The sequence below is a fragment of the Pseudomonas sp. Os17 genome (assembly GCF_001547895.1).
GTDB lineage: Bacteria > Pseudomonadota > Gammaproteobacteria > Pseudomonadales > Pseudomonadaceae > Aquipseudomonas.
Window position 1 is genome coordinate 1,719,031 of the sequence record NZ_AP014627.1, and the last position, 21,870, is coordinate 1,740,900.

Annotated in this window: 14 protein-coding genes and 1 pseudogene; 13 read left to right on the forward strand and 2 right to left on the reverse strand. The window is 56.5% G+C overall.

The window, feature by feature from the left end; genetic code table 11:
• Positions 1-118 precede the first annotated feature (118 nt).
• Positions 119-982 carry a carboxylate/amino acid/amine transporter gene (locus POS17_RS07755; RefSeq protein WP_060838065.1) on the forward strand — a complete coding sequence of 288 codons (864 nt, stop codon included), beginning with the start codon at positions 119-121 and terminating at the stop codon, positions 980-982.
• Between the two features lie 576 nt (positions 983-1,558).
• Here POS17_RS07755 and POS17_RS07760 read toward each other — a convergent pair.
• Positions 1,559-2,857: a mechanosensitive ion channel family protein gene (locus POS17_RS07760; RefSeq protein ID WP_060838066.1), complete on the reverse strand. Its 1,299-nt coding sequence runs from the start codon at positions 2,855-2,857 to the stop codon at positions 1,559-1,561.
• Positions 2,858-3,050: 193 nt separating this feature from the next.
• Between POS17_RS07760 and POS17_RS07765 the strand changes: the two genes are divergently transcribed.
• The 6 genes and pseudogenes from POS17_RS07765 to imm2 all read left to right on the forward strand — a co-directional run bounded on the left by POS17_RS07765 (position 3,051) and on the right by imm2 (position 17,934).
• Positions 3,051-4,391, forward strand: coding sequence for a DEAD/DEAH box helicase (locus POS17_RS07765; RefSeq protein WP_060838067.1), 1,341 nt, complete (start codon positions 3,051-3,053; stop codon positions 4,389-4,391).
• Positions 4,392-4,696: 305 nt separating this feature from the next.
• Positions 4,697-6,439 carry a ShlB/FhaC/HecB family hemolysin secretion/activation protein gene (locus POS17_RS07770; protein ID WP_060838068.1) on the forward strand — a complete coding sequence of 581 codons (1,743 nt, stop codon included), beginning with the start codon at positions 4,697-4,699 and terminating at the stop codon, positions 6,437-6,439.
• A 27-nt stretch (positions 6,440-6,466) separates the two neighbouring features.
• Positions 6,467-15,175, forward strand: a complete 8,709-nt coding sequence (locus POS17_RS07775) for a hemagglutinin repeat-containing protein (protein ID WP_159426418.1) — start codon at positions 6,467-6,469, stop codon at positions 15,173-15,175.
• Complete coding sequence (locus POS17_RS31545) at positions 15,175-15,444, forward strand: hypothetical protein (protein ID WP_129405509.1); 270 nt, start codon at positions 15,175-15,177, stop codon at positions 15,442-15,444. The genes POS17_RS07775 and POS17_RS31545 overlap by 1 nt, the downstream gene beginning before the upstream one ends.
• A 123-nt stretch (positions 15,445-15,567) precedes the next feature.
• Positions 15,568-17,581: pseudogene (locus tag POS17_RS07780) on the forward strand (deaminase domain-containing protein); the annotation flags it as partial.
• On the forward strand, positions 17,581-17,934 hold the full coding sequence (gene imm2 / locus POS17_RS30745; RefSeq protein WP_082729833.1) for an Imm2 family immunity protein: 354 nt from the start codon (positions 17,581-17,583) through the stop codon (positions 17,932-17,934). The pseudogene POS17_RS07780 and the gene imm2, both read left to right, overlap by 1 nt.
• Positions 17,935-18,066: 132 nt before the next feature.
• Here imm2 and POS17_RS32270 read toward each other — a convergent pair whose 3' ends face one another.
• The gene (locus POS17_RS32270; protein ID WP_082729834.1) at positions 18,067-18,333 is read right to left on the reverse strand and encodes a hypothetical protein; all 267 of its coding nucleotides are present in this window, start codon (positions 18,331-18,333) and stop codon (positions 18,067-18,069) included.
• A gap of 177 nt (positions 18,334-18,510) precedes the next feature.
• Here POS17_RS32270 and POS17_RS07785 point away from each other — a divergent pair, with 177 nt between their 5' ends.
• The 6 genes from POS17_RS07785 to POS17_RS31570 all read left to right on the forward strand — a co-directional run bounded on the left by POS17_RS07785 (position 18,511) and on the right by POS17_RS31570 (position 21,838).
• The gene (locus POS17_RS07785; protein WP_060838070.1) at positions 18,511-18,807 is read left to right on the forward strand and encodes a hypothetical protein; all 297 of its coding nucleotides are present in this window, start codon (positions 18,511-18,513) and stop codon (positions 18,805-18,807) included.
• A 147-nt stretch (positions 18,808-18,954) separates the two neighbouring features.
• A complete protein-coding gene (locus POS17_RS31550; RefSeq protein ID WP_148654943.1) occupies positions 18,955-19,296 on the forward strand; it encodes a hypothetical protein in 342 nt (113 codons plus the stop codon).
• A gap of 599 nt (positions 19,297-19,895) precedes the next feature.
• Complete coding sequence (locus POS17_RS31555) at positions 19,896-20,345, forward strand: hypothetical protein (RefSeq protein WP_129405511.1); 450 nt, start codon at positions 19,896-19,898, stop codon at positions 20,343-20,345.
• 134 nt (positions 20,346-20,479) lie between these two features.
• Positions 20,480-20,797, forward strand: coding sequence for a hypothetical protein (locus POS17_RS31560; protein WP_129405512.1), 318 nt, complete (start codon positions 20,480-20,482; stop codon positions 20,795-20,797).
• A gap of 79 nt (positions 20,798-20,876) precedes the next feature.
• The gene (locus POS17_RS31565; protein WP_129405513.1) at positions 20,877-21,263 is read left to right on the forward strand and encodes a hypothetical protein; all 387 of its coding nucleotides are present in this window, start codon (positions 20,877-20,879) and stop codon (positions 21,261-21,263) included.
• 212 nt (positions 21,264-21,475) lie between these two features.
• On the forward strand, positions 21,476-21,838 hold the full coding sequence (locus POS17_RS31570; protein WP_129405514.1) for a hypothetical protein: 363 nt from the start codon (positions 21,476-21,478) through the stop codon (positions 21,836-21,838).
• The last annotated feature ends 32 nt before the right edge of the window (positions 21,839-21,870 follow it).

Below are 21,870 nucleotides of genomic sequence, written 5' to 3' on the forward strand. Positions count from 1 at the left end.
TGCTCCTTCAGTGCCGACGCCCGATTGCACGCTTAGCGAGATCGGGCTTTTTTTTGCCCGGGATTTCATCTGCGCGGGCAAAACCGCTATCGTCGCCGCCATTCAAGATGAGGCGAACATGGGCTATCTACTTTTTGTCACCCTGATCCAGGCGTTTTCCTTCAGCCTGATCGGCGAATACCTGGCCGGGCATGTCGACAGTTACTTCGCGGTGCTGGTGCGGGTGCTGCTGGCGGGGCTGGTGTTTCTTCCGCTGACCCGCTGGCGCCGGGTGGAGCCGGCGTTCATGCGCGGCATGCTGCTGATCGGAGCGCTGCAGTTCGGCATCACCTACGTGTGCCTGTACCTGAGCTTTCGCGTGTTGACGGTGCCGGAGGTGCTGCTGTTCACCATCCTCACGCCGTTGCACGTGACCCTGATCGAAGACGCCCTGAACCGGCGTTTCAACCCCTGGGGCCTGTTGGCGGCGCTGGTGGCGGTGGCGGGCGCGGTGGTGATTCGCTACGACAGCGTCAACCCGGATTTCTTCATCGGCTTCTTGCTGCTGCAACTGGCCAACTTCACCTACGCCGCCGGGCAAGTGCTGTACAAGCACCTGGTGGCGCGCCATCCCAGCGACCTGCCGCACTACCGGCGCTTCGGCTACTTCTACCTGGGCGCCTTGCTGGTGGTGCTGCCGGCGTTCCTGCTGTTCGGCAAGGCCCATTACCTGCCTGATGCGCCGCTGCAATGGGCGGTGCTGCTGTTTCTCGGCCTGGTGTCCACGGCCCTGGGCATGTACTGGTGGAACAAGGGCGCGTGCCTGGTGACCGGCGCCACCCTGGCGGTGATGAACAACCTGCATGTGCCGGTGGGGCTGTTGATCAACCTGCTGATCTGGAACCAGCACGAAGACCTGGGGCGGCTGATGCTGGGCGGCTTGGTGATCCTTGGCGCGGTATGGATCAGCCGCCGCGGTGCCCGGCCCCGCCTGATCCCGTAACCCGCAGGAGCCGCTGATCTGCCGGAGCCGGCTTGCCGGCTAAGAGCCCCGCAAGCCCTGCGTCTGACCGGTCAACGCCTTCGCTGATCGGTAGGAGCCGGCTTGCCGGCGAAAGGGGCCGCAAGCCTTGCGCCTGACGGGCCGACGCTTTCGCTGATCTGTAGGAGCCGGCTTGCCGGCGAAGAGGCCCGCAAGCCCTGCGCCTGAACGGCCGACGCCTTCGCTGATCTGTAGGAGCCGGCTTGCCGGCGAAAGGGCCCGCAAGCCTTGCACCTGTCGGGCCGACGCTTTCGCTGGCAAGCCAGCTCCTACGGTGGGGCAGAGTCGGCTTGCTGGGGTAAGGGGCCGCAAGCCTGGCGTCTGACTGGCCGACGCTTTCGCTGGCAAGCCAGCTCCTACGGTAGGGCAGAGTCGGCTTGCTGGGGTAAGGGTCCGCAAGCCTTGCGCCTGACGGGCCGACGCTTTCGCTGGCAAGCCAGCTCCTACGGTGGGGCAGAGTCGGCTTGTCGGGGTAAGGGGCCGCAGCCTGGCGTCTGACGGGCCGACGCTTTCGCTGGCAAGCCAGCTCCTACGAAGTTACAGCGCCTGTTTTTCGAGCTGGGGCACATGGCTGGCCCCCAGGACCGCCGGCAGCAAACCGGCCCGCAGATCGGTGCCGCTGGGCTGCTGGTAGAGGTTCAGGCCGAACTCCGGCATCACCGCCAGCAGGTAATCGAAGATATCCCCCTGGATGCGCTCGTAATCGACCCAGGCGGTGGTGCGGGTAAAGCAGTAGATCTCCAGCGGAATGCCCTGGGCCGTGGTCTGCATCTGACGCACCATGCAGGTCATGTTCGGCTGGATCTCCGGGTGGCTCTTGAGGTACGCCAGGGCGTAGGCGCGGAAGGTGCCGATGTTGGTCATGCGCCGGCGGTTGGCCGACAGCGCGGCGACATTGCCCTGGGCTTCGTTCCAACTCTTGAGCTCGGCCTGCTTGCGCCCGATGTAGTCGGTGAGCAGGCGCACCTTGCTCAGCCGCTGCTCTTCGTCGTCATGCAGAAAACGCACGCCGCTGGCATCGATGTACAGGCTGCGCTTGATCCGCCGGCCGCCGGACTGCTGCATGCCGCGCCAGTTCTTGAACGACTCGCTCATCAGGCGCCAGGTGGGGATGGAGACGATGGTCTTGTCGAAGTTCTGCACCTTGACCGTGTGCAGGGTGATGTCCACCACATCGCCGTCGGCGCCGACCTGGGGCATCTCGATCCAGTCGCCGACCCGCAGCATGTCGTTGCTGGTCAACTGCACGCTGGCGACGAAGGACAGCAGGGTGTCCTTGTAGACCAACAGGATCACCGCCGACATGGCGCCCAGACCGGACAGCAGCAACAGCGGCGAGCGGTCGATCAGGGTGGCGACGATGATGATCGCGCCAAACACATACAGCACCATCTTCGCCAGTTGCACATAGCCCTTGATCGAGCGGGTGCGGGCGTGTTCGGTGCGGGCGTAGATGTCCAGCAGGGCATTGAGCAGGGCGCTCAGGGCCAGCAACTGGAACAGGATGGTGAAGGCCATGGCCAGGTTGCCGAGGAACAGCAGGCTGGTCTTGCTCAGCTCCGGCACCAGGTGCAGGCCGAACTGGATCACCAGGGACGGGGTCATCTGCGCCAGGCGGTGGAACACCTTGTTGTGGCGCAGGTCATTGAGCCAGTGCAGGGCCGGCTGGCGCCCCAGCAACCTGATGGCGTGCAGCACCAGGTAGCGGGCCACTCGTCCGAGCACCAGGGCGACCACCAGTAACAGGGCCAGGCCGATGCCGGCGTGCAGGAGCGGGTGTTGATCGAGGGCTCCCCAGAGATCCTGGGTATTGAGCCAGAGCTGTTTGAAATCCATGGGCTAAAACGATTCTTCTATGGGACACGAGGGGAGGATTAGAGCATTTAACCCTGACAAAGTTACGGTTAAGGACAAATCGGCTAACAAAAAACCAACTCTTTGCCACCGTTTGCACAAAGAAACTCGGCCTTCGCGCTCGAAACCGTTACCCTATGCAGCTGTTTTTTTGCATATCTTCGAGGTAGCACCCGTGTTTTCCCAATTCGCCCTGCACGAACGCCTGCTCAAAGCCGTGGCCGAGCTTAAATTTGTCGAGCCGACGCCGGTGCAAGCAGCGGCTATTCCGCTCGCGCTGCAAGGGCGTGACCTGCGGGTGACGGCACAGACCGGCAGCGGCAAGACCGCGGCCTTTGTCCTGCCGATCCTCAATCGCCTGATCGGCCCGGCGAAGATCCGCGTCAGCATCAAGACCCTGATCCTGCTGCCGACCCGGGAACTGGCCCAGCAGACCCTCAAGGAAGTCGAGCGTTTCTCCCAGTTCACCTTCATCAAGTCCGGCCTGATCACCGGCGGTGAAGACTTCAAGGTCCAGGCCGCCATGCTGCGCAAGGTGCCGGACATCCTCATCGGCACCCCGGGGCGCATGCTGGAGCAGCTCAACGCCGGCAACCTGGACCTCAAAGAAGTCGAAGTGCTGGTGCTCGACGAAGCCGACCGCATGCTCGACATGGGCTTTGCCGAAGACGTGCAGCGCCTGGTGGACGAATGCCCGAACCGCCAGCAGACCATGTTGTTCTCCGCCACCACCGGCGGTTCCGGCCTGCGGGAAATGGTTGCCAAGGTCCTCAACAACCCTGAGCACCTGCAACTCAACAGCGTCAGCCAGCTCAACGAAACCACCCGTCAGCAGATCATCACCGCCGACCACAACCAGCACAAAGAACAGATCGTCAACTGGCTGCTGGCCAACGAGACCTACCAGAAGGCCATCGTCTTCACCAACACCCGGGCCATGGCCGACCGCATCTACGGTCGCCTGGTGGCCCAGGATTACAAGGCGTTCGTCCTGCACGGCGAGAAGGACCAGAAGGATCGCAAGCTGGCCATCGATCGCCTGAAGCAGGGCGGGGTCAAGATCCTGGTGGCCACCGACGTCGCCGCCCGCGGCCTGGACGTCGACGGCCTGGACCTGGTGATCAACTTCGACATGCCCCGCAGCGGCGACGAATACGTGCACCGCATCGGTCGTACTGGCCGCGCCGGCAACGATGGCCTGGCCATCTCGCTGATCTGCCACGGCGACTGGAACCTGATGTCGAGCATCGAGCGCTACCTCAAGCAGAGCTTCGAGCGCCGCACCATCAAGGAAGTCAAAGGCACCTACAGCGGCCCGAAAAAGGTCAAGGCGTCCGGCAAGGCCGTTGGCGTGAAGAAGAAAAAGACCGACGCCAAGGGCGACAAGAAAAAGTCCGTGGCCAAGTCGCCGACCAAGCGCAGGACCGCCAACCGCCCGAAAAGCGACAGCCTGGTCAGCCAGGACGGCCTGGCGCCGCTCAAGCGCCGCAAGCCACAGGCGCCGGCGGCTGAGTAAGCCCGCCGCCTGCTGTCGATGAAAAGCCCGGACCTGGTCCGGGCTTTTTTTTGCCTGGCTTGCGGGTTTTCTCCCAGGCCGGGCTGGGCCTGCAGGCCGCCACCAAGAACTGTGGCCTAAAGATTAAGAAATGTCTGATGTGTCGGTGACTGGAGCAAATCTAGTATCGGCATCCGCTGAAGGGCCCGGATTATTTGGGAAAGACACAGTCTTTCAGCCTGCTCAGCGCTCATTTGACGTCAAGATGATGGCACATTAGCATCCGCGCCCTGTCTTGGCCTTGCTGCCCTTTCGAAGGATCGAATATGTCTCTCTCCACCCTCGGGATGAGGTTGTGCTGCGCGCTGTCTTGCCTGCTGCTGACTGGCCCCTTGCACACGGCCCTTGCCGCCCCCTTACCTGCACCGACCTTCAGCCCCGGCGACCAGGACCTGATCCGCGACCGGCAGAACCGCCTGCTGGAAGAACAGCAGCGGCGTCTCGAAGAACTCAAGGACCTGCCCGGCAAGAGCGCCACGCCGGTGGCACCCAGCGCGCCCGCCGACAGCCGCTGCTTCCCGATCAAGGACATCCAGCTCAAGGGCGCCGACTCGCTGTCCGCCAGCGAGCGCGAGAGCCTGCTTAAGCCCTACATCGGCCAGTGCCTGGGAGTGCCTCAGCTCAACGAGCTGCTCAAGGTCATCACCAACCGCTACATCGAAAAGGGCCTGGTCACCAGCCGCGCCTACCTGCCGCAACAGGACCTGTCCAGCGGCCACCTGCAGGTGCTGGTGGTGGAAGGCAAGCTCGAAGGCCTCAAGGCCGCCGAAGGCAGCAAGCTCAGCGCCCGCGAACTGAACATGGCCTTTCCCGGCAGCAGCGGTGAGTTGCTCAACCTGCGGCAGATCGAGCAGATGGTCGACCAACTCAACCGCCTGCCGTCGAACCAGGCGCAGATGGAACTGGCCCCGGGGCAGGCCGTGGGCGGCAGTGAAGTCCTGGTCAAGAACAACCCGCAAAAGCCCTGGCGCGTCGGCCTGTCGCGCAGCAATGAGGGCCAGAAGAGCACTGGCGAGCAGCAGTGGGGCAGCTCTTTCGAATGGGACAGCCCCCTGGGCCTGGCCGACCAACTGGTGCTGCGCGGTGGCCACGACGCCATCAGCGACCACCAGAAAACCTCGCGCAACGCCATGCTCTACTACAACCTGCCGTTTGGCTGGTGGAACCTCAGCTACAGCTACAGCCAGAGCGAGTACCGCTCCCTGGCCCAGGGGCAGGGCTTCAACTTCAAACAGACCGGCGACAGCCAGAACCACCAACTGCGCCTGGAGCGAGTGATCCACCGCGACGCCGTGAGCAAGACCTCGCTGAACAGCGGCCTGAGCTACCTGCGCACCAACAACTACATCGAAGACAGCAAGCTCGCCAACAGCAGCAACCGCCTCAGTGAAGCCCAGTTCGGCATCAACCATGGCCGGCGCATCGGCGGCGCTTTCGTCAACTTCGACCTGGGGCTGCAGGACGGCATCGGTGCCTTCGATGCCCAGCGCGAAAACCAGCGTGACCGATACGGCAATCGCCAGGCCAACGCCCGCTATCGCAAATACACCGCCACCGCCAGCTACCTGCAGCCGTTCAAGCTGTGGGACGAGTCCCTGGTGTTCAGCAGCCTGGTCACCGGCCAGCGCAGCGAGGATGTGCTGTTCAGCTCGCAACGCATGAGCCTGGGCAGCCAGTCCTCGATCCGTGGCTACAAGGACCAGAGCCTCAATGGCGACAGCGGCTACTACTGGCGCAACGACCTGCGCTGGAGTCGCCCGGTGACCTGGAACTGGCTGCGCCCGGCGTTCGCCGAGTACGGCACCGGGCTGGGCTATGACGTTGGCGCGATCCGCAACGACCGCTACAACGCCGAGCAGCATGGCCGGGTCTCCAGCGACTCCATCGAGTTCTTCGCCCGCGGCAAGCACCTCGCCGCCAGCCTGACCTTCGCCCACTCCCTCGAGCGGCCAGATGCCCTGAGTGAGCGGGAAGCACCGATCTACTTCCGTTTGGACCTGTTCCTCTAATTCCGCTTTTTGCCTGAGATTTTCGACATGGACGTTCGTCAGTTTGCCTTCCTGGCCCGCCAGCCTTCGGCTGCCCTGCAATCCCGTGAGTCCTTTTGGGGCCTGCCCAAGCGTGGTCTGGCGTTCATCCTGGCCAACATGATGTTCTGGCAGCCGGTGGTGGCGATGGCCGACGGCATCGTGGTCAACGGCAGCGGCACCAGCCTCGGGCAAGCGGCCAATGGCGTGCCTATCGTCAACATTGCTGCGCCCAATGGCGGCGGGCTGTCCCACAACAAGTTCAGTGATTACAACGTCGGCCAGCAGGGCGTAATTCTCAACAACGCCACGCAAAACCTACAGAACACCCAGTTGGGTGGCTACATCATCGGCAACAGCAACCTGGGTGGCCGCGCGGCCAATGTGATCCTCAACGAGGTCAATGGCGGCAGCCCCAGCCAGCTAAAGGGTTACACCGAAGTGGCCGGGCAATCAGCCCATGTCATCGTCGCCAACCCTTATGGCGTGACCTGCAACGGCTGCGGCTTCATCAACACCCCCAAGGCCACCCTGACCACCGGCAAACCGGTGATCGAGAATGGTCAGGTCCAGCGTTACCAGGTGGACCAGGGCAGCGTCGCCATCGAAGGCGCGGGGCTCAACGCCAGCAATATCGACCAGTTCGAAATCATCACCCGCAGCGCCAAGATCAACGCCGAGATCCAGGCCAAGCACCTGGCGGTGATCGCCGGGGCCAACGATGTCGACGCCCAGACCTTGAACGCCACGGCACGCACCGCCAACCCGGCGGATGCGCCGCAACTGGCGATCGACTCCTCGGCGCTGGGCGGCATGTACGCCGGGGCGATCAAGCTGGTGGGCACTGAAGCCGGGGTGGGGGTGAAGTTGGCGGGGGACATGGCCACCAGCGGCGGCGACCTGCAAATCGATGCCAATGGCAAATTGACCCTGGCTCGTGCTCAGGCCATGGGCGATGTGCAACTCAAGGCGCAAGAGGTGCAACTGACCGAGTCGGTGTACGCGGACCGGAACGCCAAAGTGGTTGCTGCTGAAAAACTGGCGGTGGACAAAAACCTGACAGCGGGCGGCAACGTGCACCTCGAAGGCCGGCAGGTGGTCAGTCGTGGTCAGCTTAATGCGGGGCTCCAGCGGCAAGAGGCTATCGAGACCATCAATCCCAGCAGCCATCTGCAGCTTCAGGGCGGCAGTCTGACCAATACCGGCACTATCAACGCCCGGGGCAGCCTCACGACTGATCTGGAGCGCCTGGATAACCGGGACGCGGAACTGGTGGCTGCGGGTGATCTGCACCTCAAGGCCGGTCGTGTTGATAACCGTGGTGGTCAGTTGATTGGCCAGCAAGCCCTCAAGGTTGAGGGCAGCAGTCTGGATAATCGTGGCGGGACCCTGGCCGCCGAGCAGTCTGTCAAGGTGGTACTCGACACTCTGGACAACCGCGATCAGGGCCTGCTGCTCAGCAAAAGCGCAGACTTGACCCTGAACACCGACAGCCTGGATAACCGCCAGGGCACCCTGCAAGCCAACCAGGGCGAGCTCAAGGCCAGGGTCAAACAGGTCCTCGACAACGGCGGCGGCAAGATCCTCACGGGTGCCGGAAAACTGAGCCTGGAAGCCGATGAACTGCGCAACCAGCAAGGACGACTGAACGCCCAGACCGGCAAGCTTGAGGTCAAAAGCGCGACCTTCGACAACACTCAGGGGCAGGCCCGCGGGGCGGCAGTCGAGATCAGCAGCCGCTCCCGTCTGCTCAATGATCAGGGGCATGTGCTGTCCACCGCAGGCGACTTGCAGCTCAAGGGCGGCGAGCTCCGCAACAACGAGGGCGAGATCGCCAGCCAGAAGCACCTGCAACTCTCCGTCGACAGCCTGCAGAATCAGAAGGGCAGCCTCAGCGCCGAAACCATCGGGCTGGCGCTTTCCGGCAAGCTGGACAACGACGCGGGGCTGATCGAGGCCGGGGAAAGCCTCGCGGTGGACGCCGGTTCAGTGAGCAACGCCAAGGGCAGTTTGCGGGCCTTGGGCGAGCAGGGCGAGAGCCGCTTCAGCATCGGTGGTCGTTTCGATAACGACCAGGGCCTGGTGGAGATCGGCAATCAGCGCTTGATTCTGAGCAGTGGGGGCTTGAGCAATCAGCAAGGGCTGGTGCGCCACCTGGGGCAACAAGGTTTCGTGTTGTCCCTGGCGGACGCTGGCAATGCTGGCGGTAGTTTCATCACCAACAGTCGGCTGGATCTGGACCTGGCGGATTGGAGCAACACCAGCCGGATCCAGGCACAAAAGATCGGCTTGAAGGTCGGGACCTTCACCCAGACCCGCACTGGCAAGCTGGTCTCGGTCGAGGGGGTCGAGGCTAGTGGTGATCATTGGATCAACGATGGCGGCCTGGAAACCGACGGCGACCTGAAGCTGATCCTCAGTGGCTCCTACCAAGGCAGCGGTATTCTCAAGAGCCAGGGGCGCATGACCCTTGCAGCCGCCCGCGCCGACCTTGGCCAAGAGGCCGAGGTGCGCAGCGGTGCTGCCGCCGATTTCACCCTCGGCAGTCACCTGCAGAACCTCGGCACGCTCACGGCCGCCGGCGACCTGCAACTCAAGGTCGACAGCCTGACCAACCAGGGCACCCTGGGGGCGGGCAATGCCCTGCACATCGAAACCCCGACCCTGGTCAACCAGGGCGGGCTGATCTTCAGCGGCGCCGACATGCAGCTGGAAACCAGCAGCCTGACCAACGACAAGGGTGACATCTACAGCCTTGGGCGCCTGGACGTGAATGCCCCGGGACAACAACCGGCCAGCCTGATCGAAAACATTTCCGGCACCATCGAAAGCGCCCATGGCATGCAGTTGCTGGCCAATCGCCTGGTGAACCGCAAGGAGAAGTTCGCCTTTATTCCGGCCCTGACCTCCGGGCGTATCACCTTGCACTTCACCGACAACTGCAAGGGCAAGCACTGTGCAGCCTCCTACTCGGTGACCGAGGTCTACGGCACGAAAATCACCGAGGACTCCCAGCGCGGTAACCTGATTTCCGGCGCCGAGCTGACCTTCAAGGGCGACAGCTTCGAAAACCAGTTCAGTACCGTTTCTGCCGCCGGCGACATCAGCTTGCAGAGCAACAGCCTGAAGAACATCGGTGCCGGTGGCGGCGAGATCCGCAATTACGCTTACTCGATCTACACCAAGGACGACGGCGCCTACTACACCTTCATCAACAACATGGGGCGCTACAACGCCTACAACGACCCCAACTCTGCCAGCTACAACCCTGCGGCGATGCCATTGGGAGCGATCGCCCTTGGTAGCCTGAACGGCTTCAGCAAGGTCGAGACCTCCGGCAGTGGCGAAGTCGCCGCGGCAATCATCCAGGGCGCCGGCAAGGTGGACATCACCGGCACCCAACTGCTGGAAAACAGCGTGATTCGTCCGGGTGAAACCGTGGCCGCCAGTGCCAGCCGGGTCGGCCTGACAACCGTGGACAGCAGCACTCAGGCCCTGCCACAGCTGAACCTGCAAGCCGCTCCGGACCTGCAGCAACAAGCGGTCAACCCTCTGGCCTTGCCCGGTTTCAGCTTGCCGCAAGGTGACAGCGGCCTGTTCAAGGTCAGCCGCAACCCGCAACACAAATACCTGATCGAAACCAACCCGGCGTTCGCCAACCTCAAGCAGTTCATCAGTTCCGACTACCTGCTCAGCCGCATCGGTTTCAACAGCGACCAGACCCAGCGCCGCCTGGGCGACGGTCTCTACGAACAACGACTGATCCGCGAAGCGGTGATCGCCCGTACCGGCCAGCGCTTCATTGCCGGGCTGGACAGCGACGAAGCGATGTTCCGCCACCTGATGGACAACGCGATCGCCAGCAAGACCGCCCTTGACCTGTCACCGGGTGTCGCCCTGACCTCCGCCCAGGTTGCGGCCCTGACCCACGACATCGTCTGGATGCAGGAACAGGAGGTCAACGGCGAGAAGGTCCTGGTACCGGTGCTGTACATGGCCCAGGCCAACAACCGCCTGGCGCCCAATGGCGCGCTGATCCAGGGGCGCGATGTGAACCTGATCTCCGGCGGCACCCTGGCCAATCAGGGCACCCTGCGCGCCAGTGCACAACTGCAAGCCAGCGCCCAGAACATCGACAACAGCGGCCTGATGGAAGCCAACGAACGCCTGTCGCTGCTGGCCACCCAAAGCATCCGCAACGCCCAGGGCGGGATTCTCAAAGGCCGGGACGTCAGCCTGGTCGCGACCCAGGGCGACGTCGTCAACGAGCGCTCGAAAGTCAGCCAGGACACCCGTTATGGCGGCGGTATCCAGCACAACGACTACCTCAACAGCGCGGCTCGGGTCGAGGCGGGCAACAGCCTGAATATCGACGCCGGACGGGATATCCGTAACAGCGGCAGCGTGCTCCAGGCCGGGGGGGATGCAAGTCTCAAGGCGGGACGTGATCTGGCGTTGGTGGCCACTGAGCAAGTGAACAGCAGCAGCGGGCGCCACAAGAAGACCAGCTGGAGCCAGAGCCAGACCACCCAGCACGGCAGTGAAGTGCAGGTCGGTGGCAATCTTTCCGCCGCGGCCGGCCAGGATCTGCAGATAGTGGCCAGCAAGGTCGCTGCCCAGGGCAGCCTGGCACTGGCAGCGGCGCGTGATGTCTCCATCGAGGCTGCGGCCAATGAGAGCCACCGCGCGTCGAAGAGCAAGAAGGTCACCAGCAGTAACGATCAGGTACGTCAGCAGGCATCCTCGGTGACCGCTGGCGGCGATCTGTCGATCAAGGCGGGTCAGGACCTGACCTTGGTGGCCAGCCAGGTGAAGGGCGAGCAAAACGTCGCGCTGGACGCCACTCGCGATCTCAATTTGCTGTCCGCCAAGGACGAGAGCGCCTCTTTCTACTCGAAGAAGAGCAAAGGCTCCTTCGGGCGTAGCAGCAGCAAACAGCAGGAGAGCTACCACAGCACCAACGTCGCCTCTGTGGTCGAGGCCGGGAAAGACCTGACCCTCAACACCAGCAAGAAAGCCGATGGCGGCATGAGCATCAACGGCGGCCGCGATGTCACGGTGATTGGCAGTCAGCTCAAGGCCGGCGCAGACCTGATGGTCGGCGCCACTGGCGATGTGGCGGTCCTCTCCGGTGTCGAGGAGCACGGTTCCTACAGCAAGAAGACCAAGTCCGGTTTCCTCGGCCTGTCCAAAAGCGGCAAGAGCCAGTTGCAAACCACCGCGACCCAGGTCGGCAGCGAGCTGAATGCCGGCAACGATGTGGTGGTTGCTGCGGGCAACGATATTCGCTTGCGGGCCAGTGAAGCCACGGCCGGCAACGATGTGGAACTGCGTGCCGGGCTGGTCAAGGACACGGGTGACATCAACTTGGTTTCGGCCAACGACACCGCCTACAGCCGCAGCGAGCAGTACAAGAAAAAGGTCGGGCTGTCCTCCTCCGGGGCCAGCGTCTCCTTTGCCTCGGCCAAGGAGTCCGGGCGCCAGGCGCAAAGCAGCACCAGCGTGGGCAGCCAGGTGCTGGCCGAGCGCGATGCGAGCCTGAAGGCCGAGCGCGACATCAACGTGGTGGGCAGCGGCATCAGCGCCGGGCGCAATGTCAGCCTCGACGCCGGACGTGACGTCAATGTGGTGGCGGCACAGAACAGCTCAGCGGAGCAGGACTGGAAAAAGAGCAAGCAAGTCGGCGTAGGCGTCAGCAGCGACGACAACGGTGTCAGCCTCTTCGCCGGGGCCGAGCGCAACAAGGAAAAGAATCGCGTCGAAACCCAGACCGCCGCCGCCAGCCAGATCAGTGCCGGTGCAGACCTGTCGGTCAACGCCAAGCGCGACATCAATCAGGTGGGTTCCGATCTTCGGGCCGATCACGACATCAACCTGGTGGCCGGCCGCGACATCAAGATCGACGCCGCCCGGGAAGTGCGGGTGACCGAGCAGCAGCGTGAAAGCGAGCGCAATGGCCTGGGCGTCACCCTCAACCACAACTACGGCAAGACCAAGGACGCCGTCAACGGCGCCGGCGACGGTGAAAACAACACCAGCAAAGCCTCCAGCACCCTCAAGGCCGTCGACTCGGTCAGCCAGTTCCTCGCCGGACCGACCGCTGACGTCAAGCTTGGCAACAGCAAGCAAAGCAGCAGTCAGGAGATCATCGAGCAGAGCAACCGCTCTTCAACCCTGCAGGCCGGCAACGACCTGAACCTCACGGCCAACAACGACGTGACCGTCAAGGGCAGCCAGTTGGGTGCCGGGCGCGACATCAACGTCAAAGGGCGCGACGTCACCCTGGATGTGGCCAAAGGCAGCATCAGCGAGGAAACCCGCAATACCGAGATGTGGGGCGGCATCCACGGCGGCACCAGTGGCGGCATCAAGATCGGCGTCGGAGGCAGCTTCGGCACCGCCAACACCGAGAGCAGCCAAGGCTCCTCCACCGTCACCCAACTGGATGCCGGGCGCGACATCAACCTCAAGGCCAGCAACGACCTGAACCTGATCGGGACCCAGGCCCAGGCCGGACGCAACATCGACCTGGATGCCGGCAACGACCTGAACATCCGCGCCGCGCAGAACGACCACAGCAGCGAAAACAACCGCAACAGTGGTGGTGGGGAGATGGGCTTCACCTTTGGTTCAGAAGGCGTCGGTTTCTACGTCAGCGTCAGCATGGGCAAAGGCAATCTGGAACGTGAAGGCGAGCGCCAGCAAGAGGCCTATCTCTATGCCGGGGACCGTCTGGGCTTCACCAGTGGCAAGGACACCAACATTGCGGGTGCCAACCTGCGTGGTGATGAAGTGATCGGACGTGTCGGCGGTGACCTGAACATCGCTTCGGTCGCCGACACCGGCAAGGTCAAGGGCAAGGAATTCGACATCAGCGTCACCGCCACCTTTGGTCCTGCCCCGGGCCTCAGTGGCTCAGTCGGTTACGGCCAGACCACCGGCAAGACCGACTGGGTTGAAGAGCAAACCCGCATCACTGGCAAGAACAAGGTCGATATCCGCACCGAAAACCACACCCAGATCGACGGTGCGCTGATCGCCGCCGACAACGGCAACCTCAAGCTGGACACCGGCACCCTGGGCTTCAGCGATATCGCCGGTAAGGACAAGGAGCACGGCTATTACCTGAACGTGGGCGGCACCTACAGCTCCGGTAGTGGCACCACACAAGACAGCAGCCAGGTGGGCAAAGGCAAGGAAGGTGAAACCGGCTGGAGCGTCAGTGGCTGGGATTACCAGAAGGACCGCGAGCAGATCGTGCGCGCCACCGTTGGGGCGGGCGAGATCGTGGTGCGCAAGGATGCCGAGACCAGGGCCGATTCAACGGCCGGGCTGAACCGGGATGTGAGCAAGGCGTATGAGATCACCAAGGATGAAGAGTCGCGTACGGATTTGTATGCGAGCAGTTCTTCCATTGACGCTGCACTCAAACCGGGTGAAACGCTGAAACAATGGTCTGATGGGTTGCTCAACTATGACAAAACTGCACTGAATAACTTTAACAAGGCGGCGTCAGCGCTCAACGTGATGATTAATCGCGTGGATAAAATTTTAGGGCGTCCCATGGATGCTCGTGCGGAAGCTGTGGCAGGGAAGGACTTAGCAGAAAGTACACTTGAGGCACTGATTCTTTCCGGTAAAAGTCGCCGCGAAGCTATGGCGATGATGGGAGATCAAAAGTTTATCGATGGTGTTCTTGTTGGTATCGCCTCATTAAATGGTATCGAACCGAAGGTTCTGGAGGAAATTGAAAGGGTCGTAGAGCCCAGTAACAACGTTCCTAGCCAAGGTTCGCTGGTGCTGAAAGAAACGCAGGTTAATCCCACTGGGATATTGGAGCTTCAGGGAACTTTAGAGAGTCTTGCGGCAGCTCAGAAATATATTAAGGAAAATCCAGAGCAAGCGGAAGCTGTAGGCTATGTTATGGCTGCTGCGCAGGGGCCTAAAGGTGTTGCGCAGTTTCTGGTGATGAAAGCTATTGAGGGAACAGAGTTTGGTAAGAAGTTTGCTGAAAATATGGGTAAGGTGGAAGCCTACGCGGGAAAAGCAGCAGCACAGGCTATTCAAGGGACAGAGTTATACCCGAATTTTCAAGAAGATGCCTATATAATTGGCGGTGGCGAGCTGATCTATAGCATCTTTACTGGTGCGTTACCGGGTAAGAAGGGAGCGAAGGGCGAGGCTCATGTTTCTGTTAACGATGGCAGAATTAATGAACGTGGGGGGAATTCTGCTGGTGATACTGGAAAGGGGGGCGCTGGGTCAGTAGATAAAACTGTACACGATACCAATACTAATCTGCCTGTAGTTCGTGAAGGGAAAGTAGTTTATGAACCATTGGCTAGGCCTGATGCAAATGAAATTAGGGCTGGGTCAGGGTTTGCAAAGCTTGGATATGATGTTAAATATAAAGCTACCGCATCGGATCTAGGAGTTAAAGATGTAAGGACGCCAGATATGTATGTGTCTGGTATTGGGAAGGTTGATGTTTATACGCCGAACACAGCAAATCAAAAAAATATTATAAATGTTATTGAGAAGAAAAAGTCACAAGCTTCATCTGTTTTGACGCAGATTGATTTGTCTGGAGTTGAAATGAAAAGTATTGCAGATAGGGTTTGGGGCAAACCCAATGCTAAAAATATCCATACATTATTTTTTCAGGATTCAAAAGGGCAAATACATCGTTTTGATCGTCCGGTCTTAGGAGGTAACTAATGTCAAAGTTACAGTGTGAATGTGGTTGTGTAATGGTTGCTCGTACAATGGAGGAGGAGTTTTTATATGATTTTGTTCCTCAGAAGGTAATCGTTGGATTGCTAAATAAGTGGGAGGCTGCTGGTGCTAATTTTAGTAGTGATGATTTTTTGGATTTATATAATGAGTTTAGAAGAGATGCATACAAGTGTCCGTCTTGCGGTCGTATTCTATTGCAGGTTGATGAGGGGGGGGATGCGTTTGATAGATATAAAAAGGAAGTTGACTAGTTGCTGTTTGAGTGAATGTGGTTTTTGATAAGTTTGTTGCTGTAGTAAGTGGGTTTTGCGAGATGTAGATGTAATGGCTTGCTTGATTGGGTGAGTCCTTTTGGTTGTACATAAGAGAGCTCAAACCTCAAGATCAGCAGCGGCTTGAAGGTCCGCGCCGAGCAAAACGACAATGATGGTGGGGAAGTGGGCATCACTGTCGGTACCGAAAAGAGATGGCGTTCTATGCCGGCGTGGCAATCTGGAGTGTGAAGGCGAGCGCCATCAAGAGGCTTATCTCTATGCCGGGGACCGTCTAGGTTTAACCAGTGGCAAGGACACCAACATTTCTGGTGCCAACCTGCGTGGTGATGAAGTGATCGGGCGTGTCGGGGGAGACCTGAACGTAGCTTCGGTCGCCGACACCGGCAAGTTCAAGGGCAAGGAATTCGACATCAGTGTCACCGCCACCTTTGGTCCTGCTCCGGGGCTCAGTGGCTCAACCGAAAACCACACCCAGATCGACGGTGCGCTGATCTCTGCTGACAACGGCAACCTCAAGCTGGACACCGGCACCCTGGGCTTCAGCGATATCGCCTGTAAGGACAAGGAGCACGGTTACTACCTGAACGTGGGTGGCACCTACAGTGCGGGCGGTAACACCACACAAGACAGCAGCCAGGTGGGTAAAGGCAAGGAAGGTGAAACCGGCTGGAGCGTCAGGGGCTGGGACTACCAGAAGGACCGCGAGCAGATCGTGCGCGCCACTGTCGGGGCGGGCGAGATCGTGGTGCGCAAGGATGCCGAGACCGGGGCTGATTCAACGGCCGGGCTGAACCGGGATGTGGGCAAGGCGTATGAGATCACCAAGGATGAAGAATCGCGTACGGATTTGTATGCGAGCAGTTCTTCCCTTGGGGCGGTGGCGAGTCCGAAGAAGACGTATGAGCAGTGGAAGAAGAATGTTGAGTTGTATGGGGAGAACAGTCGAGACGCGATCTTAAAGCTTGACGAGCTTATGGCCAGTATGGTCGTGCTGCTGACAGCTGGAAGTGATATCGAGTTTGCATCCAAGCATGTGAATAACGTGCTGGTGCTCCGTGAAAACGCTCGAAAACTCGTCAGCAAGGATGCGAACAAGCGCGCGGAGGGTATGGATTATCTGATCCGGGCGAAAGTCGGCGAAGCGAATGGGGAGGGGGGCAGACTTCTTATCGCTCGAATGAAGGATATCGCCCGCGAGAGCCCGGAAAAGTCACTTGAGCTGGCAGAAATGTTGGCCAATTTGAAGAACCCTTCAAATGGATCGCTAAATCTCGCTGCTGCTCCTGCCGCAGGAGTGATGGGAGCCTTAGCGTTTGCGCTGGCCTACTCAGTAGCGACGCCTCAGGTTCAAGAAAATATGCGTAACACAGCCAACTCGGTTGTTGAGAGCGCTAAAAAAGCAGGTGGTGCTGCAAAGGAAGAGGTGCAGAAGCAGCTAAAAATTTCAATCGGCCTTTGGGAGTTTATAACCCTCACTGCGTTTCCAATTCACCTGCTTGATGATGAAAACCGAAAGCTGGTCAATCCGATTGTTGATACGTCAGGAGGGAATCCCGCCAGCTGGATGGAGTGCAGAAGGGTGGTGCCTATGTAACTCCCGGAGCACAAGCTGAATCCGGGGGTGATGTATAGTGAGGGTGGGACAGGAAAAGGTGATGCAACTATCATTGATAGTGCCATCCTTGCACAAAGAGTTATGGATGCTCGAGCTGGACTACCCTCTGACTTGAGACGCGGTGGTAACGTTGCCGTTGCTGATATAGATATCCCAGGAATATCGAGGCAGATGGCTGCACATAGTGGGATTTCTGCCGCAGGTAGAGGATTTATTGGTGAGGGAAGTGGGAATTTTGTAGCTCAAATTGTCCCCAATAAAGCAGGGGGTCCGGTTTATCGAGGGACAGACTCTGAATATAAAATTCTTGATAATATCGCCGATCAGTTAGGTGGTAATAGGGCGGTAAGTGGAAGTGTAAATATATTTACAGAAAAGCCAGCATGTGTGAGTTGTCTGGGGGCGGGAGAACAATTTAATGAAAGATATCCTAATATCACTGTTGATTTTATAGATGGTCAGGGGGGTATGCTCCGACCTCCAAGGAGAATTCCGTAATGGAAGATCGAGTAACTTATAGTGAGGTTAGGGCTTGTTTTTTAGCTCTCTATTATAATTATTGTAGGGTGAAGCTTCGTCATAATAGTTTGTGGGTAGAAGGAGAGAGCGAGGCTGGTTATGCATATGCAGAGCTTGAAGGGAGTTTTGATAAGCCTGTTGAAATTTTGATGTTGGAAGTTGTTGCTCTGGTGCTTAGGGGGGGGCGAACTTCAGAAAAGGTTCATGATTATCATCGGGCTGTTATTGAGGAAGTATTAAGAGATAATGATCTTCCTAGTATTTTAGAAGGGGTGCCACAAGAAGAAGCAGTGGAGTTCAGTTCTGATCTCAGGCTGTTAGGGGTGATTTAGTCTATGGGTGCTCTGTTTGGATGATGGCATTTCTGGGGGGGCGCGGATTGCGAGGGAGGTGTTCTTGATCTTTATGAAAAGGAACTCTCTGTCCCAGACTAAAGGGGCGGCTCTAATACCGCCCCTTTTTGCTTATGCTGATAGCTGACCTTGCATCCGTCGCCCTGCTACATCCATAAAATCACACCCGTCTCGCAGCAAAATGCTGCACACCAGCGACAGTTCCTGCAGAACCACTGCACCTTTGGGCGCGTCATCAGAAGTCGCGAAGTTTTCCAGCAGTTGAGTCACAGCGCGAATGCGATACGCCGCTGCATCGTGCAGGACGTCTGTGGGAGCTTGGGTGTCGATCAGCAGTGAGGGAGCGTTGCAGTCGTTGCCGGTAACTCGAAACTTAATGGCTTTTCAGATGTGGTGTTAATTCATGTGTGTGCGTTGATTTTGTCATTTAAGCAGGTTGCTGGATATATGGATAGAGCTTTAAATAACGTAGTGCCGAAGCGTCCTGAGTTGGAGCAGGTTTTTGCAATCACACAACATGGGATTATTCAAGTTCCGATTGTGAGAGGAAAGTAAATGGGGACGTATTATTATTTGTGCTGCAAGACTTGCCGGATTTCATTGAACTTAGGAAAGAAGTTGGCGAAGGAGGGAGGGCGATTAGTTGTTCAGGGGGTTTACTCTGATAAGGAAAGATCTTGGCTTAGTGATAAGCGTGCGTGGGATATTATTCAGGCCTTTTTTCAGCAGCATGAAGGGCATGATTTACTATTCGTTAATGATGACGACTTTTCGCAGATCCAGTTGTATGACTATGTTGAAGGGGACGACCTTTTGGAGGGGGGACTTGATTGGTGGATTTTTCTAAAATAACTATTTTGTTATGGCTGCTGCGTAAAGGTCTATAGGAAGTGACGCGCTGAATACAATAGGAGATATCTGTAGCCTAAATAGAGATGAGGTGTGTGATGGCTGTTTAGTACTTTAAATTTGCTTTGGTTCCTGATGAGAGAATAGTAAGTGTATGTGGGGAAATGGTGGCGCGCTTGCCTGAATATAGTGGGAAGGGGGGGCGCTGAAGAGATTTTAGGCGGTTTTCCTAACTATTGGTTAGAAATAGGAAATATTGAGTTGTTGTTGGCTGGGATTTCTCGTTTGCTTCCGGAAATTGAGTCGTGGACTAGTGAGGCAAGAAGGTTTGGTTGTGAGGATGGTGATCGAGTAGAGTTTTGGGAGGATGATGTTTTATGTTATCTGGATTTTAGGAGTTTATCTTTATCTCTGCTAGAGGGGATTTTAGTTCTTGCAGCTGAGTTTGATTGTAGTTTGGTGCTGTTTGGTAGTGGTGAGGTTGTTGAGTAAAAATTGCCATTAGTTGTGGAAAAGATAAAAGAGTCTAACGCTTTTGCTTTTTGTGTGGATCCAGCTAGTTTTTTTGCGGGGCTATAATTTTGGAGGGTAGATAGTATTGGGTTTTCGGATTTAGTGTTGTTTTTTATATGTAATATGGTCTTCGTGGTTGGTGTGTTTGGGCTTGCTTTTACTCATGTGATGGTTGTTTTTTTTTTTTTTTTTTTTTTGTGTGTGGTGGGATAATTAAGTTTGTATGAGGGGTTAAGTTTTATCGGCTGTGGCTGTGGAGAACAAGCGAGTTCGGGAGTGATATTTAAATCATCTGGCATTCCTGATGTGCCTGTACTGAAGAATTGCTCGGTTGAAAGCTTGCAGTATCATGTTTTAAATAATGTTAATCGGTCTGGTGATGTGGTTGATAATGCATCGCATAAGTTCATGGAGATGATGGGGCTGTTGTTTTTTGGGGGGGGAGGTAAGAGCTGGTAGAAAAGTATAATTTGGTTGTTGAAGATGAAGGGGGTATGCGTAATTTTGATAGGTTTGATGTTCAAAAGATGGCCCGAAACCAAGGCTGGGAAAATTTTCCTTTTTAAGTAGGAAGTAGCGTGAGGATTGAGCTTGAATCCGAGGCAGGGGTGCTGAGATTTCTTGTCAAAAGTACAGGGGTTAAGAATTGTTTTTTTGATTTTGATGTTGCCTGTGATTGGAATAAGAAATTTTCAGGCTGTCTGCCGGATAGATTTTTTTGCAGTTTGAACTTTGACGATATAAAAAGACTCGTGGAGTATTTTCATAGACATAAATTGTCAGTGCTCGCTGATAAGGTTGATGGGGCATTGATTTTTATGCCGTTGGAAAATGATTTTCAAATAAGGTTTATGGCGGGAGAGGCTGATAGCTTGGAGGAGGGGTATTTTTGGATCGGATTTTTATTTAATTTTGGAGGGAAGGATGAAGATTCTTCAAATGTGTATTTTGGGTTTGAAGCTAGTATTGAGTTTTCAGCAGTAGATGATTTTTGTAGCTCTTTGATGGGGTTGATTCCTGATAAGTAGAGTGGTAGGTGCGGAGTGTTTGACTAAACACTGGCGGGGTTATTACAACGCCGCGTACCGGCGGTACTCAGCTGGATGGAGTGCAGAGGGATGGTGTCTATGTGACTTCGTAGCACAAGCTGAGTCTGGGTGTGATGTATAGTTATAGTGAGTCAGATAGTTTAAAAAATATCTCTAAAAATTTGGGCTTTGCTTCTTTTGATGCTGCGAATGGTATAGGAATCATCTATTCTCCTAAGGTTAGTTTGAATAATTGTGAGATAGTTTTTAACGACTTTTCTGTAGGCACTTCAGAGGGGGATTTCGGTTATTGGCCAGCTGGTGCAGCTGAGTTGGTTGGCCCGTTGAAACAGATGTTCAACGATGCGCAGTCTCAAGGGGCAGAGAAGATTAATTTAAAAGGTCGTTATGCAACTGTGAGGACGGAGCGATGTTGGGGATGGGTAGTGTAGATAATGTTAAGCAAAATTTTTCCTTCAGTTTCCTCGCTACCCGAGAAGGGTTAAAAGGGTTCTTAAAAGGGCTTGAGTATTGAAGATTCGTCGTACCCTTGAAAAAAGAATGAGGCAGCTAGATGCATCGGGTCGAGGGCGTTTTTATGAGGTTGCAGATGAAAGGCAGATGCTTTGTTCTGTAAAACTTGAGAGCGGCGTTTTAGATATATGTGTAGATGGGTTTTTTGTTTCGAAGAAAGATGAGGTTTGCAAGGTTCTATTTGAGGAAATTGTTGCTATAAAAAGTCATTTGAATGCAAGTTTTTTCTCTGGTGGGATAGATGATTTTGATTTTTATCTTCCTGTAGATATTGAATGTGAGTTTTTTGGGTTTTCTCTTTTGGTGCCATTTTTGAGTTATTCCAATGTTTTGAATATTTTAACGGGTCTGAGGGATGATTGGCTTAAACAGGCCTCGTCCTAAATTCACTCGTGGTTTCAGTAAGACTTTAATTGTGGAGGTAAAAGGGCATCCCCAAATTTCGCAGGTTCAAGTTCATCCTGGTGGAGGTCGGCATGAAGGAGCTTATTATAAAGTCTCTACTGCAATAGAGGGGACTATAAAGATAGTTGATCCTTCAACGTATAAGCCGAATCATGGGGAAAAGGCAAAGATTGTTTCTGGAGGTTAGTTTGATGTTGTCAAAATTAAAATGGATAATTCAAGCTTTGGCTATTCCAGCATCTGAACAGGTGCGTTTATTTCCACCTTTTGTTAATGTTGCAGATGAGCTTGCATTAATTTGGGAGGATGTCTTAGAAGGTCTTGAGGTTTTTAGAGAGCTGGTGTCAGCAGACGCGCTATTGGCAATTCAACATCTAGATGAGAAGATTTTATCTATTAGTGGTGAGTCCAATTCGCAGATTTGGACTAAAAATTCTTTGTACGACTCTGTCCACTGGGAGGAAATAAGAGGGCTTGCTGCTGAGGTGGCTAAAAAAATGGACTGGCCTATTAGCTCGCCTGGATCTGCCGAGGGTATCTATATCGGACCATAAAAGTAAAGTTGCTCTCAAGGGTGTAACTAATT